This is a genomic window from Bradyrhizobium sp. NBAIM01 (assembly GCF_020194115.1).
Lineage (GTDB): Bacteria > Pseudomonadota > Alphaproteobacteria > Rhizobiales > Xanthobacteraceae > Bradyrhizobium > Bradyrhizobium yuanmingense.
Window position 1 is genome coordinate 1,401,927 of the sequence record NZ_JADYVU010000001.1, and the last position, 17,640, is coordinate 1,419,566.

Consider the following 17,640-nt stretch of genomic DNA (forward strand, 5'->3'; position numbering starts at 1 on the left):
AGATTTTTCTTGTTAGCATCATCGATTTGAACAGCTCGGTGCCTCGGTAACGGATAGCGTGCTTTGAGCAGAGCATGTCTGCATGGGAAGTGGTTTGTTCGCAGCGGGCCTTCGATGAACGAGCTCTTGTTGAGATGGGCATTTTGCCAGATCATCTGACGCTTCCCAAGTTGATGACCAGAACAGGAGCTTCTCAATGCGGCCGGTCAATTTCGATCATCTCGCCGATAAGCTGCGCAACTGGGGGCGATGGGGCGAAGCGGACCAGCGGGGTGCACTTAATCACATCGGACCCGAAACGTTGAGGAACGCAGCCGCCGAGGTGCGCCACGGCAAACTCTTCAACCTCGGCCTGCGGTTCGATCGCAATGGACCCCAATTGGGACGCAAGCGGTTCAACCCGATGGTCTACGCAACAGACCTTTTTACACCGATGGGCCCCGGAGCAGCGCCAGGTGTCTGTTTCTCCGACGACGTCATCCACATGCCGCTGCAGTGTTCCACACAATGGGACGCCCTCGGTCACGTCCACTATGACGGCCAGCTCTACAATGGGTGCAACGCTCGCGAATGTCTCACGGAAAATGGTGCGCTAAAGATGGGCATCAACCATTTGGCAGCACCTGGTATTGTTTCGCGAGGCGTACTCGTCGACGTCGCGCGGCTAAAGGGGGTTGAGCGGTTGCCGCTTGACTACGCGATCACAGTTGATGATTTGAACGCCGCATGCGAGAAACAAGGCGCAAGCGTGGGCACGGGCGACATTCTGTTGGTACATACCGGCCACATGCTTCGGTTCACCGCCGACGGGGACCGGGAGAGCTTTATGGGCATGCAGCCGGGCCTCAGCTATACTTGCGCCGAATGGGCTTATGAGAAATCGCTAGCAGCCGTAGCTGCCGATAACATGGCGGTGGAGATATTAGACGCCGAGAGCACGCGTTCGGAAATGCCCCTTCCTTTCCACATGCTGGCGCTAAGAGACATGGGCTTGCCGTTGGGCGAGATGTTCAATCTTGAGGCGCTCGCTGCCGACTGCGCTGCCGACGGCCGCTACAGCTTCCTGCTCGCAGCTCCACCTCTGGAGGTGACTGGTGGCTTTGGTTCGCCCGTCAACCCGCAGGCGTTGAAATAGGCTGCACGTAAGATCCGACGGGCTGGCAGGCCTTTCGAAGTCGACGCTCAGAAGGTTCACGTTCGACCCGGCGCTTAGTCGTGCCCCTTTCCGCAGGCCCACGTGGGTCCAGAATTAGCAGGGACCCTCTCGCAGCTCGCGCAAGGCCCTGAAGATGCCAACCGGATGTCTTGCCGAAATGTGCAGCGAGAACCTCGGCCTCGTCGCGCGTCGGAATCTCTGGTAGGAAACACCCGCAACGAGAAATGGCCGTCAAAGATTGGCCGATTGCATTTCGGTGATGAGAGAGATCGCTCTTCTTACGGATTTTGCCGGAAACTAGCTGTGATCAGGGAAGTGGCATAGACACGGACGCAAGCTGAGCTAGGCGGGCGACGCGGCGTATCGAGCCGGGTGTCGAGTCTGCCAGAACCTCTCACGGAAAGCGAAACGCCATGGGAAGACTCCCAACGAACAAGTCTACCAACTTCCTCGCCTTCCGTCAGCCGTCTACAATTGACGATCGACTGACAGAAATTCTATGGAACGGAGCCGGTGAGCTGCTTGCTCGGGCGTTCGAGATCGAGCTGCAGGCATTTCTGGAGACGAGCAGAGCTGAAGCTGCCGGATGGCCGTGCCCAGGTGGTGCGGCACGGCTTTGGCCCTGCGCGTAAGATTGCTCCGGGCATCGGCGCGACCGTGGTCGGCCAGCCCAAAGTCAGAGACCGTGGTGCGGCCGAAGCTGATTGGATCCGCTCTACCTCGCCGATCCACCTGCTGCCGATCCTCTATGGACTTCAGAGCTCCCCACCCCACAAACGCTTGCGGAACGGCAGAGCATCGGCCTACCCGATGTGTAAGATCGATGACTTTATGGCCTGCCACTCTTGAGAAAATGGCAAATCCATCACTGTCTTGCGCTCTGTGTTGGGCGGCAGGACACCGTTGTTCAGTCCCATGCAGCAGGCGTCTTATGGTCGGCCCCCTCAGTTCGCCGAGTTGGTGCAAAGCCGCTGACAAGCGAGCCTCCGTGCTCCACTACTTCCGAGCAGCGCGCATCATGATGGATTCCTCTGAACCGAAGCCCGAACATCGGCATGCCCATTAGTGGGTCTGTCCAGGTGGACAGTTTGTCCATGCCCAAGCGCAGCTCAGTGGATTTCGATGCTCACGACCACCATCCGGTCGTATGGACCTCGTCGGCCGTGAGTCGCAGCCGCGGCCGTCGGCTTGCCGGCACGCTAAAACCTTGGATTGCCACTCGATTTGATCGCAGTCACATTCTAAGCGGCAATTTCGATTCGGAACCTGCCAGAGTTGAGACGGCGCTTGCGCGCAAGCTCGCCCGCCCACTCTCGGACGATGGCATTAAGGTTGCCGCAACCGCGGCTTAACTCAGGATGATGCATAAGTCGCCTGAGCCGTGCGTCCGCCGTCCGACAGCTCCGACCCAGGCCGTCAACGAGAAGAGGACTAGTTGTGAGTTTCGTGAAGCGCGCGTCACTGGCCACATCCAACCTTCCCAACATCACGCCTCTGGCGAACGGTATGGGGCCATAACGCGCCAACGTATCGCGTTGTTTGGGTGACACGTAAAACGCCTCAGGCGACGGACGCCATCGTCATCCGGCAGAGAGTTATGATGTCGTAAATGGGTAGCTTTGTGATATGGCGGGTTGCTGCCGTTACTAACGGAAACGCTGTACATTCAAAAAGGAGAACTGCGATCTCGGGATGCGCAGCACGAAGTCGCGCAATGCAGGCAGCGACATCCGCCTGAATATCGGTGACATCGGTCGGCGATGGCGGGCGTTTCATCTCGTTCTGCCACAACTTGCCACCTTCGACGCCTCCGACAACCACCCTCATCCGCTCGCCCGGGTCACTGATCCCCAGCAGATCTTCGCCGCAATGCCTCGAGTCAGCGGTCAGCACCGCGAGCTTTGCGGCGGGCGGCAGTTGCCGGAGCAATGCCGGCACAAGCAGCAGGCTCGACATCACCACAGGGACATTCACCGACGCGGCAACTGCCCCCTGATGCCGAATAGAGAAACCGCAGTTTGAGCTTATTGCGACAGCGCCTCGTCCGATCAGGCGCTGGGCGGCTGCGATGTAAGCCTGCTCGAGCGATGGATCGCCGTGGATGACAGCATCCGCCCAAGCTCCCGCGACAGTTTCCGTGATGACTGGGAAGTCGAAGGTGGTCGGATGCAGCAGCGAACCCGGCCGCGGGACCGGCGGGGTGGCCCCCCGCGTCAGTCCGATTTCGAGTTTTAGGACCCCGAGAAAGCGTTGGGTCTGCGCCACTAAAGTCTCCGAAGGGCGTAGGTCTATGATGATAGTGTTCCACCGAGCTCAATCACATACCAGAGCAACAGAGAACACGCCAAACATGAGCCTGAAAGTGCACCGGACCAGCTGAATGCAACAAACATAGTGAAGCCCGCGAGCGCTTCAACGCGTCAGCCTCAATCCGCAGACCGGATCAACCAGGTTGCCAAAAATAGCATCGACAAATGGTGACGCATTTTGCGCATCTGCGTAATAGATGCCCGGGCCCTCCTCTGGTGAGATGTGCCGCCAGATTGTCCAGAAACGCCATCTTTGGGCTTCTTGAGACCGGGATCACGAACAGCGCATTGATCTCCTAAGCTCTCGATACTGAAATCTTGGCCTGGTGCGCAGGCTGGTGATCACACGTTGTACGACTGAGATGATCTCCGCGGTGCTTAACGAGCCGGTTCGCTCCCTGACCCAAGAGGCGAGATGGCTTGCGCTTTAGATGCTTGGGCGACCACCAGTTGCTTGCTCCAGTTGTGCATTGTTTAAGGTGCTGGTGGCACGATCGAGTTCGTCATGCCCCCAACGCTACGAACGTTAGACATAAGATGCGAATGCATCTATTCATTCTAGAACTCCTCTAAGGGCACTCTCATTCGCAGGTAGCACCAGGGGAGTGCCCGTTTGGCAGGGTTCATTTCGGGGCGAATTTATGTTGGGACACGCACCTGCCGGAATGGCTCCGCCTACTTACCCGAGAAAACAGAACAACGAAGCTACTAGGGCTGATAGTCCAGGAATCCGGCAGCACCTCCGCTTCCCGCCATCATCTGGAGACCCTCTCGGTGTTTCGATGAGCGGTGCGTTTCGCTGAGCGGCTCTCAGAGCCCGAGCTTCAACACTGAATGTGCAACCAACGTAAGCTGCCCGCGAGTTATCGATCTTGGGAGCCGTCACAGGCTCTCACGCTTTGCCCGAGCCCGTAGCTCTTGAGCCGAGCATTGGGACAGCCCTGCTTGTGAGAAAGCCGCGGAACAGTTCAAGGCATTGGAGCCCCCACTCTGCCCAATGTTGTTGCTGCTCAGCAGCAGCAGCAGCAGCAGACGCGAACCGGTCAACCGCCTTGAACTTTCTTTCTTGCTGGAAAAGAGCTGGTACGCAAAAGCATCGACCGGTGATCTTGTACCCTGGCGCCATGTATTTGTGTCGGAAACCCGACAATGATCAGTGGCCTCATGCGCCGGAGGTCTGTGATCGCGCCGATCCGCACTCCTGCCGCGCGAGTTATTCCATGCACGGCCTTCAAGCCTTTGTAAAAGATCTGACGAGCCGCAGCATTTGATCCGCGCCGTCGGGTTCGCAAATCATGAGACGGAACACTTTGTCACCTTCCCCAAGCTGGGCGTCGGCAGCCGCCGACGTGCACGATATACTCTTATTTCCTGAGGCTTGTCCTCTCTTTGTTAGCCTGGAAACGCAAGTGCAGCATTTAGACCCGGGCCTTCTGCGGGCCTTCGTCATGGTCGCAGAGACCAGCAGCTTCACGAAAGCGAGCGAACGGCTGTTCCGCACCCAGGCGGCGATCAGCATGCAGATCAAGCGACTAGAAGAGCGCATCGGAAAGCCGCTCTTTGTGCGAGGTCCATGCGGCACTCAGCTCACCACCGCGGGCGAGCTGCTGATCCATTACGCCCGCCGGATACTGCTTCTAAATGACGAAGCCCTCGCCAAGCTCTCCGTTTCTCCGTCGGACGACGTAGTGCGCATCGGCGCATCGGACGACTGCGCTCGCATTCTTTTGCCCCACGTATTGCTGTTGTTCAATAAGTTTTGTCCAAATGTACAACTGGATATCGTTGTCGAGAATCGACTCAATTTGGTTCGGGAAGTTCGGGAGGGAAGAGTGGACCTCGCCTTAGTGGTCCGGCATTCGGAGACCAGTGACGGCGAGCTGCTCCGACGAGAGAAACTCCATTGGATTACGTCGAAGCAAAACTCGCCGCACAGGTACGATGTATTGCCGCTAGCGCTCTTTTCTAGTGGTTGCCTTCGTCGTGAGATCACTCTGCGGGCACTCAAGGAGGCCGACCGAAGGTTTAAAATTGTCTTGTCGAGCGGCACCATGGCTCCCATTGTCACTGCAGTGTCGGTCGGGGTGGCTGTCTCGGTGGCGGAGGAGTCTGTCGTTCCAGCCGGTGTGCGCCAGCTTATGAAGGCGGAGGGGCTCCCATCACTCCCTACTATTGACCTTGTTCTGTATCGCGCTCCAGGCCATCAGCCTCGTCCCGCAGCAATGCTCGCGGAGCACATTCGCTTATCGTTAAGGAGGTCGACACCGTCGTCTGAAACCTTGCAGACGGCGGGGGCGGCGGCCGAATAGCTTGGCCATTAGCGAGACGTATGTTCCCATAAGTGCTTTTGATTTTTATCGATGAGCGAGATTAGCTACCTTCAGCTGAAGGTTGCGGTTCACTCTGATCATGATGAGGCGCATAGAAAAGTGGTGAACATGAAAGAAGCATCAACTCAAGCGTCACCGGATCGATCTTCGTCGGTGTTAGGAGCCTCGGGCTCAACATCGGTTGCTATTTTAGCGCAGCTTACTGAGTCGGACTTTGCGACGAATTACCGGGATGCAATGCGGCCAGTTCTCCTACGTGGCGGTTGCGCGACTTGGACGGCGTGCCGGCGCTGGTCCCCTCAGTATTTTGATCAGGTCGCCGGATCGCTTACTGTGCCCGTCAAGACGCTGAACAGTGGCGACATCAAAGTCTCGTCTTGGCGCCTCGCAGAATACGTGCGATTCTTAATGGAGCAGCCGCCGCGCGCGGATGGAGTCTCGTCGGTTGCGGGGGCAATTCCGTATTGCCACGACATTCCATTGCTGGGCTTAGTGGAAACGCTGGCGGCAGATTGTCAGCCCTTTCCCGCAGAGCTTCTTAGTCCCTGGTATCGTCAGCATTGGTGGCGGTATTCGCAGTTCTTCATGGGCCCAGCAGGCACGATTACGCCGCTTCATTTCGACAGCCTACTTAGTCACAACCTCTTCTTCCAGATCTACGGCACGAAGACGTTCACAATCATACCTTCGACCCAAGCCGATCTGTGTGGACGCCGCGGTTGGAGATGGTTTGATGTGGACCCGGAGCAACCGGACTACGTGCGCTTTCCGCAGTACCGGGATGCAACGCCCGCCGTAATCACCGTAAGTGCCGGCGATATGCTCTATATGCCACCTGGTACCCTCCACCACGTCCGTAGCTTATCGGCCTCGATTTCCTTCAACATCGATTGGCACAATGAGCGGAGCGTATTGAACGCATTAGCGCAGCCCCCCGACGAAATCCCGACAGAAGTCAAATACTACAATGCGATCACAGCATTGGCCGTCATCGCCAAGATACCCGAAGCCATCACGTTTCCATTGTACCGGCCCTATTTGAGCTATGTAAGTTGACGAGGCGAGTTGCGGGCAAGAGCGTCACCTCGGCCTTGAAGAACGCGGGTTTTCAGGTCGGACGAGCTGAGGCGAAGCGATACGTGAGGCGCGTATTTCGGGCAACAAAACTTCCGCCCTAGATTGCATCCCGCCGACGTAAGATGCTGTGGCGTGCTCGGCTGGTAGAATACTGCCGGGGAACTACGCTCACCCCGCCTGAACACTCTCATGCCTATTCCTGGCACGATGTGTGTATGGGAAACAGCGGTGTATTCGGCGCGAAGTTTCTGCGCTTGTTCATGGAGCAGAGGTCATTGCACCCAGCGGCCGCATCTGACGGGTCTGACTGAAATCCGGCTGCAATGCTCGCATGGCGGGGATAGGTCTATGAGCTATCGTGCCTCTGCTGCTTTCGCCGCTTCGCAGACGACATTCGCGCGGCTGGGTTCGTCGATCGGAATCTCGAGCTTGATCGCCCGAACGTGACGCTTCTCGGACGCCCCTTCCATCGTCGTACGCACAGACGTGCGGCACAATGGATGGTGACCAGCGGGTCTCGAGCCGGCCTCTCTTGGAGCGCCCGAGTGCTCGCAAGCCACCCCCCTCGATGATTCTTCTAACCAATATTGTAAACCTTGCGCGGGCTTTCTATATCGAAAGATGGTCCTAACCGCTGAGCATCAAGACGGCCCCAGCTTGATGTCCGGCGGTCACGCGCACTCGCCTTCCAAGATTTTGAGGATGGCCTCAGGACGTCGTTGCAGGCGCATTTCCAAGCGTACTATCGCTGTAGACTCCGTTCAGAGGATGGAGACGTGGCATTGCCAGCGAAGTCGAACGTTCAGACGGCCAGCACCGTCTCGACCAGGTTCACCCAATAGCCGATGCCATATGGCAAGATGTCGTCATTGAAATCATATGCCGGGTGGTGCAAACTAGCCGTCGATCCGTTGCCAAGAAAGATGATCGCACCCGGCCGTGCCTCAAGCATGTAAGCGAAATCCTCGGATCCCATCCGCGGCAAGATCTTGTCATCTACTGAAGTCGGTCCGACAAGATTACGTGCTGCCTTGATCGCCAGATCTGTTTCCTCCGAATGATTGATGGTGACCGGGCCGGATCGGCAGTACCTGAATTCGACGTCTGCGCCAAATCCGCGCGCAATGCCTCGAGCGGACGACAGAATCTGCCGTTCCGCGAAGTCGCGCAGGTCGGGAGCAAGAGTCCTGACACTGCCTGCCATTTCTACTTGGTCAGGAATGACGTTGTAAGCCCGAGCTGCACTGAGTTTGGTGACGGAGATCACCAGCGCCTCGATTGGATTCGTGTAGCGAGAAACCAAGGTTTGCAGGCCGACGATGATCTGTGCTGCAATGACAACTGGATCAATTGCCTCGTGTGGTTTCGCGGCATGGCCGCCCCTCCCCTTTACGATGAGGTCGAACTCGTCCAGAGCGGCCATGATTGGCCCATGGCAGATACCGAACTTGCCAACTTCAATTCCTGGCACATTGTGCAATCCGAACACCTTGGTTATTGAGAAACGGTCCATGATGCCTGCCTGGACCATCCTTTTGCCGCCCACTCCATCTTCTTCAGCGGGCTGGAAGATCAGGGCGACGGCCCCCCTGAAGCGCCGGGTAGCCGCGAGGTATTTCGCGGCGCCCAACAGCATGGCCATGTGACCATCATGCCCACATGCATGCATCTTGCCCGATACTTTCGATGACCAGAGCTTCTCTGACTGTTCAAGTATCGGCAGCGCATCCATATCCGCACGCAGTGCGATCGTTGGCCCGCCTCCGCATTTGCCGCTGATCAAGCCGACGATACCAGTTTCGGCTATCCCCATTTCGACATGATCAACACCGAAAGACTCTAGCTTCTCGGCTAAAAATCTAGCCGTATTGTAAAGCCGGTAGTCCAGCTCGGGATTTTCATGAAGATAGTGACGCCAAGCAGCTGCCTCGGCCTGCAGATTTCGAAACGCTTCAACGCCATTCATGTGGATCCCACCTATTATCGAGCACGGCGCTACGGACCAGCCCTGCAGCGTAACCGCGCCTCACACCACCCATTCAATCATCCTGGGCTTCAACCTCTTGGATGCGTGAAGCGTCGGGCGGCATCTTCGTTCGATCACCGACTAAGAGAGTAACAGATTGCTCGCGCACGCCCCGGTGCTAGAATCGACCGGAATGAGCCCCTCCCCACCAAATCGAGGATAGCCGGTAAGATAGCTCGGGTGCCGGGAGCGGTACCAAGCTTGCATTAAGTTCGGGCGCGCGCGACCGCCTCCAGCACCTTCTGCTGCTGGCATCCTACTCCGACTTTGGAAGTGGAAGCCACGCCCGAGGGATCTCCGAACCCACCGTTGTGAGCATATGTTGAAATCTCCATCTTTGTGGCGATGCCGCGCCTGCGCTTTCGTGTGGCGAGCACGCGTTCTCGTCAAAAGCTCAGCGATCTGACAAAGCCAGTCTGTGCCCCGGCCGCTCAAGCTCCGTGCAGCGAATACTGAAGCGTTCCGTGACGGACATATCAACTGCTGGGTTTAGTAGTAGAAAACCCGCACAGCGGACCGCTTGAACGGTTTCTTGGGTAGAAGCTGACCGCTCCTTCTCCTACTAGAGGCCGTAAAGGTTATCGTCTGTTGCCGCTATAGGCATGTGGGCAACCCGGCGGCCTTGTCCATCGTCTCCACACGGGGCGTCCCACTTGCCACGCGCCATACGCGATCGGCCTGCGATAGCCGAGCGCCTGTCGAAGGCGATGCTCGTTGTAGAAGGCAATCCAGCTGCGATTCCGTCCTTGTCCTCGCAGCCGTCGGCGTATCCCTTCAGGTAGATGTCCTCGGACTTGAGCGATCGCCAGACACGTTCGATGAAGACCTTGTCCATTCAGCGGCCGCGTCCGTGCATGGAGATCCGGAGCACGCCGGTGAACGGGTCGCTGGTGAGCCACCGCGACGGCGCTTCCGTACGATGAGGGGACGCGTAGAGGCATGCCGGGAACTAGCTGCTGAGAGTGGGTTGACCGAGCGGACGGTCTATAAAACAACTGGAGTACTAGCACCGCGGCATGCAAAGCAAGCTGGACGGGCTGTCTGCCGCTGACTCACCCAAGCCACAAGTTGCCCGTGCTGCGTAAGCTCAGCGTCGCTCGCGCACCGAGCCCTCTTGGGCGACCGAAGCCACAAGCGTGCCGTCGCGCCGAAAGATCAGGCCACGGGTAAAGCCACGTCCGCTCTGCGCGCTCGGCGATTCCTTGGCATAGAGTAGCCAATCGTCGGCACGGAACGGGCGGTGAAACCACATTGCATGGTCAAGGCTTCCGGACAAGATGCGTCCATCGAACAGCGTGCGCCCATAGCGTCCCATCACGGCATCCAGCAGCGATAGATCGGAGGCATAGGCTAGCGCGCATATGTGCAGCGCCGGATCATCGGGCAGCTTTGTCGCAGCCTTCATCCACATATGAAGCTTTCCGTCCTCGATCTTTTGGCCAACATAGCGGTCGATCTCGACTGGGCGAAGCTCGACCGGACGATCGGGTTCATAGTAGCGCCGAACAATTTCGGGTAGGTGGGGATATACTGCTTTCTTTGACAACTCTTTGGCTGTGAAATGCTCAGGCCCCGGCACCTCCGGCATTTTATCCTGGTGGTCGAACGTGCCTTCCTCACGCTTATGAAAGGACGCCATAATCGAGGATATTGGGTTGCTATGCTGCATTGCCGTCACACGCCGGGTCGAATAGCTTTTACCGTCTCGCAGGCGCTCTACCTTGTATATCAAAGGTACCTGAGGATCGCCGGTGTGGATGAAGTAGCAATGGAGCGAATGCGGCAGCCGGGCTTCTACTGTGCGACATGCGGCCAACATCGCCTGTCCGACGACTTGGCCGCCGAAGACCCGTTCGTTGGAGACGTTCGGACTGTTGCCGCGAAATAGGTCGCTGCCGATGAAGTCGACGTCGAGGATGGCTGCAAGGTCGATCCGACTTTTTTGCATTCAAGAGCTCTAAGCTAATTCAGTGTCATCGCTGGAAGGGTACGATCATGAGCCCAGCGTCTTGAAGATCGAGATGAAGCATTCTCGGCACGAAGAAACCGTGGTTCTGTATTCCGAAATCGAACTTCTTCCGGGCTAACAAGCACCCGCATATCTTCGACAATCCACGCCGCGCATCTTTCGAGGATTCAGCGGCTGTGACGATCGTCAAGGCTCAAGCAATCGGTGTGCCGCCCCGCTCCCCTGCCGACTCCAGCGAGGATACATAATGAGGGGTTCTTGTGCGCGCGACACTCGTTGCACTGTGGCGTTCGGTTCCGGACACATGTCGAGAATCGAACAGCTGGATATGATCCAGCGTAAAATGCTATGCGACACATTCTTCGAACTTGTTCCCAGAACAGCAGACCGGGCTGCGGTTGAAGGGGGGGGCGGGTATGCTGAATGCGACCATTTCGCCACTAAGAACGCTCCAAAACTGCAGGCGCGCATTCCTGACAGAGCAAGGATCGTATTTATTGGCGCTCTAGACGCCCGCATCTCCTACGGCACGCCGCTTGCCAAGACACGATGGACAATCGTGCTTCGAACATAGTTGGCGCGAAAGAGAGCAGATGACGTTGCTAGCTCAATGCTGACATAAGCGACAGCGCGGTCTTTGTTTTTGCCATTCAGATGCGTGAGTTCGCACCAGCCTTTAATGTGGACAGGCGTCCACCCGGAAAATCTGCAAAATCACGCACGCCGAACACGTAGCTAGGCTTTTGCCCTGTCAGCTGACTGCATATGTCGCCTTCGATCCGCCAACGTCGTGGCGTCGAAACACGCGCCGCTCTGCCTCTTGAAGTCCAAAAAGGGAGCGATCATTCGAAATGGCGCCTTGAAGGCCGCAGTTGAAGAGCCTCTCGCACTTGAGATTCGTTGAATCAGCCCCACGCGGCCCATCTCATACAGACGCGCACGTGCATAGGTACAAGGAAGGTCCGAACCGTGCTCAGTGTAGCACCGTCTGCCCATTCTTCACGACCGTGACCCGACGTTCTCGTACGCAGGCTTCGAATGAAATCGAATTGCCGTCCCTCCAAAGATTGACAGTAACAACTTCTCCCGGGAATACCGGCGCGGAAAAGCGGGCGCGGTGACGATGAAAAGCGGACGGATCGTAATCGGCGTAGCTCTGCAGGACGGCTCTGCAGGTTAACGCATACGTGCACATTCCATGCAGGATTGGTCGTGAAAAACCGGCTCGGCAGGCGAACTCCGGATCACTGTGCAATGGATTTCGGTCACCGGAAAGACGATAGATCAGGGCTTGATCAGGTCGGGTCGGGATATCGACCGATCGGTCTGGTGCCCGGCGGGGCACCTGGTGCGGTTCGGGCATTCCGGCAGATGGCCCGCCAAAGCCGCCGTCGCCTCTCGCGAAGGTCGACGAAACAATGGTGACGATCTTGTCGCCGCCCTGTCTGACCACCACTTCATTTTGGACGATCGCACCTTTCTCCTTCCCCTTGTCATAGATTCCCCTCACGCGCGCGTCCGCCGTCACGTTTGCTGCGACAGGCATCCGCTTGTGAAACGTGATGTCACGTTCGCCGTCAACGACCAGGAGCCGATTGAGGTCGATGACTCCAGGGCGCGCCCCCCAAACGCAGACGGACGCGAACGTCGGGACCACCTTTAATGGTTTTGAAGTTGCATATGCTTCGTTGACAAATTGTAGCTCCTCTTCCTTCAAAGGATCTGAACCCATGCCGACCCCAATGGCATAGAGCATTACCTCCCGGTCAGTCCAGGAATAGGGAACTCCACAGGTTCTCAAGTTCAGGGCAGCGGGATAATCGATCGGCATCTGAGCCTTTCTAGGTTGAGACGAGGTGTGCGGCCGACGATCAAGCTTTACGCGCTTCGTGGGGCGGGAGCGCACGGCACTCGCGCCAAGTTTGTGCGCTGGAGTGCCTGCAGATCTCATCGTTCGGGCAGATTATCTGGCCGACAAGCGGCCGCTCCGTTCGGTCGAGAGAAGTTCTTTCCAATTTCATCGGGCGCCTTGTTGTTTCGCATATACGGGCGGCCATCGCGTCTTGAGTCCAATATCTCTATCTTTCCCGTGTAATGAGGCATGATGTATCTTCTCGATACCGCTGAGACGCTGGTTGACGACGCATCGCAAATTCTGTTTCTCATCGGAATGCAACCTGACAATGCGATGCTCCCTTTCACGCCTTACTTTGGAACTGCTCATGGTACAATATAGCATCGACAGAGGATCGGTACCCTACCTAGTGTGGTGAGGACTATCGTGAGAGTAATAGGAGAGGCCGCACTGTTACTCGCCCATAGCGGTGCTTTAGCCAACTAAATCGCAGCCATTAGCGGTATTTCAGTCGCGAGGCCAATTCTAAACTGAATAGCGCCCCTCAACCTTCGCCGCTCTCGATCCGCTCCGCCTTCTCGGCAGGATAGATAGGATGCAACAATCGGCTCGCACTGCGCCGGGGGCTCTAAGACGAGAATGGCGCCGCCTGCTCGCGCATCTCAGCAATTATTATGGACAGAAAAGAAGCAGATCCCCTGCGCCGGTTTCAACCGCCCGGGGCGGGACGCCCCCCGTTCGACGTTGCGGGCGGCAACTTAGCCTTGGACCGCCTGCATCTTGCGAAACCGGACTGCTGACGTTGCTAGGCAGCCACAGCGGCCCGTGATTTTAGCCTTTTTGTGTGGGGTAAGCCGGCGTCAACCGGAAGCCGGTTCATGGCCCTATGAGGACTGCCAGTTTTATCGATGGTGTACCGCTCGGTCGCGCGATTGTCCCAGATTGCGACGTCGCCTGTTTTCCACTTCCAGCACAGGGTGTTCTCCGGCGCGGTAAGATACGACTTCAGCAGCTCGAATAGTCTTTGGCTGGGATATCGCTGCAGGCCGATAAAGTTCTGCACTGAACGACCAAGCGAGAGCATGCGTTCGCCGGTCTCGGGATGAACGCGAACGATTGGATGTGTCGTATCATAGATCGTTCCGGTGGACGCGTCGTCCGACGCCCGCTTGTCGGCCTCGGTGGCACCCTCCATCGGAGTGTGATCGAATGTGGCGCCGCGCACAGCCCAAAGATTATCGGCAAGCATCCGCAGGGGATCGGGAAGGTCAAGATAAGCGGCCGTCGTGCTCGACCAAGCCATGTCCGCACCAAAAGGCGGGGTCGCTGGCCCCCGCAGCACTGATATTGTTGGGCGAGCACTGAAGACCTCGTCATCGTTCGTCTGGTCGACATGGCTGCAGGCGCGGTCACCGAGCGTCTTGCGGATTGTTAAGCCGCCCCTTGGGTCCGGCACTGTGGGATTCGGTATCAGCGAGCCGAGCCGGAGCACAAAACGCAGTCGCTGGACATCATCGAGATGTCCCTGATCACGGAAGAAGATGACCTTATGCTCTAGCAGCAGCTGGTGAATGGCTATGACGATCTCGTCAGAGACATCGTCCAACAGCGTAATGTTCTTGATTTCGGCACCAAGCCGGTCCGCATGCTTGACGATGTCTGCTCGCGGAATGACGTTATCAAAGGTCGTAGTGCCAGTCATGACGGGGCCTCTCTCTATGGATGCCTAAACAAAGCTCCGTGGGTGGTGACGCGTGGCGACGAACGCAACACGTTCGTCTTGATGACACGCATCCGAATTGTCTGAGGGTGACCCACATCGGACAGTGAATCGGTTGAAGCTTGATACGATCACCATCATCTTAGGATCTAACTCCCTCTGCGTGCGGACACAGGCAGTGCGGTTCGAATCGAAGAACACTCGCGTATACGCCACCAGGTCGATTTGCAGTCTGATCAGTAGTGCAAATTATAGATGCAGCCCATGTCCCGTCCATGAAACGAAAGCAGCTTTCTTTTCGATCTTGAGTAACGTTCGCCTCGTCGCCGAACTCGTCTTTGGAAAATCCTCGAATAACGGTTGCGTCGTCACCTCACGCGACCCACTTGGCTTCATCCGCGCCACGAAGAACCAACTGGCTCAGGGCCTGCGCCCACGAAACGGCTAGGGCACAATGCCCCGCTTGCGTAAGCCACTTATGCTACCTTAGATCGTATATTGGTAATAGAACTATTTGTACGGGTGCGCCAATCATTTCTTCGCGACTAAGATGTTCAATGCTCGCCGTCGACTCGTCGGCCGGTCTATTCGGTTGTTCTTTTGCCGAGCAGGAAAGCCGCGCAAAATCCAAACGCTGCAACCGCGGCTGCAGCTTAACAACGGACTCAATCCCTCGATTTACGAAATCTGCACTCGCAGAGCCGGTTGTATGGAAGCGACGGACGAGACAACCGTCTTGTTCGTTAAAGCTGCAGGAGGCCGCAGGCTATGCGACAAACAGGATGAGAGCGAAGTCTCTACTTGATCGCCGCCGGCCAGCAGGCTCTGCGATGACTCAACCCGGATCACGGAACGGAGAGGACGAGAAGACGGGCGAAGCGTCGGCTGCTTGCAGCGCGACCCGATCCGAAGTCACTACAGCGCATCGCCTACAGCGTTCGCGACAGATTGCTCAACGGTTCTAATCCGTCGACATGACACGGTTAGGCCTGGGCCATCGAGCCTCCGGCGCCCTTCCGTGTCATCTTATTCAGCTAGAATAGTTTACTCGAACTTTCGCTGGTCGCCGTCTTTGCGCACCAACCGGCCCAGGTTCCTTATTGCTTGGTCAATCGCCGGATCCCACTGTGATCCCGCTTGCCGTGACCCGCTGGCCGGACCCTGAATGTAAAGGCGGTTTACAGCGGCCCATGCTGGGTCTCGCGCGCTTAGCCGTTCAGATCAGCTTCCGCGGCGGCGCGTCCCCTGAATGCCTCCAGCTCCCCGGAGCTTGGTGATGGACATCCAAATCGGCGTGCTTAATCCTGTTTGGTTGAGCTATCGGCGGGTTCACCGGCACCACTGTTTTCGGGTGCACGTCGACGAGGACCTTGCTGAAGCCACATTGACGGAGCGCTGGTTAGCGCTTTTTGTCCGACCTGCCGGAGAACTTCGACGGACGTCTCGCCTCGAGCGGCGGCTTCTAGAAGTTTGGAGGCGACATACGTTCGGGTGCCGGTCTCGTGACGTGACAGCCCCTTGCAGACCTCATCCAGAACTCGACGGAGACAGGCCGTTGTTTCCGAGTCGAGCATAGAGGGTCTCCTCCCAGCGGTACCATGACCACACTGCACGCGCGAGTTTCACGATATAAATACCGCCGTGGCTGACGAAAAGAATGGCCTTCTACTTCACTTAAGATCGCAAGCATACGATGAACGTTGTCGCGATTCATCACCCTAATGTCATGGCAAAATGGCCGACACATTCGGAGAAGTCGTTCGATACCTCTATGGTCTTCTCGGCGTCAAGCAGGGCTCGCGGCTGAAGATGTCCGCTCTCGGCCGAGTTAGCAGAAGCGAGGAACATCACGGCTCTACTCCTGATCAAGGCCCGACGGATGGTTGAGCAGCTCAAACAGCGTTCGATAAAAGCAATCCGACAAACGAGGTGAGCAGGATCAACATGACAAGCGAAGGACGAACAGCATGTCCGCTCGAAGGGAGCGCTTGGTCCTGAATGCGGAAGCCGCTTCGACTTCCTCGACCTCATTGATCTTTTCAGCCGGCCGCCAGGCGAGTTGACGGACCGTCACGGCGACGATCGGCAGAGCTCCGAGCTCAACGGCAGCTTGAATACAGAAGGCCAAGTGGCCCGCATCGGGCGGGATATGAGGCAGGGTTGCGGCGGTAAGCTGAGATGCGGCCGCCCAGATCCCTAGCGCAATCACACCAAGGCCGACCAACTCCTTGATGGTTACCCGCCCCCTATCGTCAGAGGCTATCCGGTAGAGCTCCTCAATCTGATCGGGCATGTACAGCAAAGTCGAGATGACCACTGAGAGAACAACAATGCCCCGATGCTTGCGCATCGAGGCAAAGACCTGCTCGCGCACAATAATTGCGTCAATTTCCCCATACTGTCTGCGGGGATGGTCTTGAGCGACCAGAATAGGCTTGAATCCCAGGGTTCGTACGGCTCTCATTGAAAGCATCCGCAGATCACGACCTGCAACAAACGAGGGATACACTAACGACCACCCCATAAAAAAACGAGAACTTAACCTAGGGTAGTGACGCGTTTTTATCACCATATTCCGTTGGAGGGTCAAGAGATTTTCGGTTGCAGAGGCCCAAGGCCCGCGATGTCGGTGTTTCGCGCTTGCCATCCACCATCTCGCGCAGTTTTTCTTCACTCATTCGTCGATAACGCAATAACCCGCATCGTCGCTCCTCCATCTCGTGATCGGATTTGGTCCGATCGCAGATGATCATCATCACTAAATGAAAGCCTCTATGCTTGCCGCCACGCGAATCGCTCAGGCATCTGCTACTTTGTTGAAGCTCCGCGACCTCACGCTCGGGCTCGCGGCTGTGCAACTTGGCTGCAGAGTCGGCAGTCCCGTGCTGCTGCGGACCGCACTCGGCTCGCGGCGTAACGACGGGAGCTGGACCCGGCCGCACGCCTTCCACTCTTCAGGCGCAGGGTCTCAGTCAAAGACCAAATCTGAAGAACCATGTTGCCTTTCGTCCCGGCGCGAGCTTGATGTCTGTCACTCCATACGAAGATGCCAAATAGAATAGTCCTTTCGACTGGCACAACACGTCCTGCGCCGCCGTTCAATCCTGTCCCTGCATCGCCGCGCTCAACAGCGGATTATCATCCTGAGAACGACACCAGCATCGACAGCGACGCCGTCGGTCACGGCGGCTAGAGCGC

9 protein-coding genes and 1 pseudogene are annotated in these 17,640 nt (G+C 57.1%); 3 read left to right on the forward strand and 7 right to left on the reverse strand.

What is annotated here, in order from left to right; all coding sequences use genetic code 11:
- Positions 1–196: 196 nt before the first annotated feature.
- Positions 197–1,135 carry a cyclase family protein gene (locus I6F31_RS06120; RefSeq protein ID WP_225185086.1) on the forward strand — a complete coding sequence of 313 codons (939 nt, stop codon included), beginning with the start codon at positions 197–199 and terminating at the stop codon, positions 1,133–1,135.
- Between the two features lie 1,581 nt (positions 1,136–2,716).
- On the opposite strand, the gene I6F31_RS06125 is transcribed toward I6F31_RS06120, so the two are convergent.
- On the reverse strand, positions 2,717–3,421 hold the full coding sequence (locus I6F31_RS06125; protein WP_225185087.1) for a hypothetical protein: 705 nt from the start codon (positions 3,419–3,421) through the stop codon (positions 2,717–2,719).
- Between the two features lie 1,453 nt (positions 3,422–4,874).
- On the opposite strand from I6F31_RS06125, the gene I6F31_RS06130 reads away from it, so the two are divergent.
- Both I6F31_RS06130 and I6F31_RS06135 read left to right on the forward strand, forming a co-directional pair.
- Positions 4,875–5,774, forward strand: coding sequence for a LysR substrate-binding domain-containing protein (locus I6F31_RS06130; RefSeq protein ID WP_225185088.1), 900 nt, complete (start codon positions 4,875–4,877; stop codon positions 5,772–5,774).
- 51 nt (positions 5,775–5,825) lie between these two features.
- Complete coding sequence (locus I6F31_RS06135) at positions 5,826–6,851, forward strand: cupin-like domain-containing protein (protein ID WP_225185089.1); 1,026 nt, start codon at positions 5,826–5,828, stop codon at positions 6,849–6,851.
- A gap of 823 nt (positions 6,852–7,674) precedes the next feature.
- Here the strand turns inward: I6F31_RS06135 and I6F31_RS06140 are convergent.
- From I6F31_RS06140 to I6F31_RS06170, 6 genes and pseudogenes are all read right to left on the reverse strand, one after another.
- Positions 7,675–8,838 (reverse strand): M20 aminoacylase family protein, encoded by a 1,164-nt coding sequence (locus I6F31_RS06140; RefSeq protein ID WP_225185090.1) that lies wholly within the window; start codon positions 8,836–8,838, stop codon positions 7,675–7,677.
- Positions 8,839–9,664: 826 nt separating this feature from the next.
- Positions 9,665–9,790, reverse strand: a pseudogene (locus I6F31_RS06145) (IS3 family transposase); the annotation flags it as partial.
- A 195-nt stretch (positions 9,791–9,985) separates the two neighbouring features.
- On the reverse strand, positions 9,986–10,846 hold the full coding sequence (locus tag I6F31_RS06150) for an acyl-CoA thioesterase II (protein WP_225185091.1): 861 nt from the start codon (positions 10,844–10,846) through the stop codon (positions 9,986–9,988).
- A gap of 994 nt (positions 10,847–11,840) precedes the next feature.
- The gene (locus I6F31_RS06155; RefSeq protein ID WP_225185092.1) at positions 11,841–12,698 is read right to left on the reverse strand and encodes a MaoC/PaaZ C-terminal domain-containing protein; all 858 of its coding nucleotides are present in this window, start codon (positions 12,696–12,698) and stop codon (positions 11,841–11,843) included.
- Between the two features lie 829 nt (positions 12,699–13,527).
- Positions 13,528–14,424, reverse strand: coding sequence for a TauD/TfdA family dioxygenase (locus tag I6F31_RS06160; RefSeq protein WP_225185093.1), 897 nt, complete (start codon positions 14,422–14,424; stop codon positions 13,528–13,530).
- A 1,957-nt stretch (positions 14,425–16,381) separates the two neighbouring features.
- Positions 16,382–16,951 carry a hypothetical protein gene (locus I6F31_RS06170; RefSeq protein ID WP_225185094.1) on the reverse strand — a complete coding sequence of 190 codons (570 nt, stop codon included), beginning with the start codon at positions 16,949–16,951 and terminating at the stop codon, positions 16,382–16,384.
- Positions 16,952–17,640: the final 689 nt, after the last annotated feature.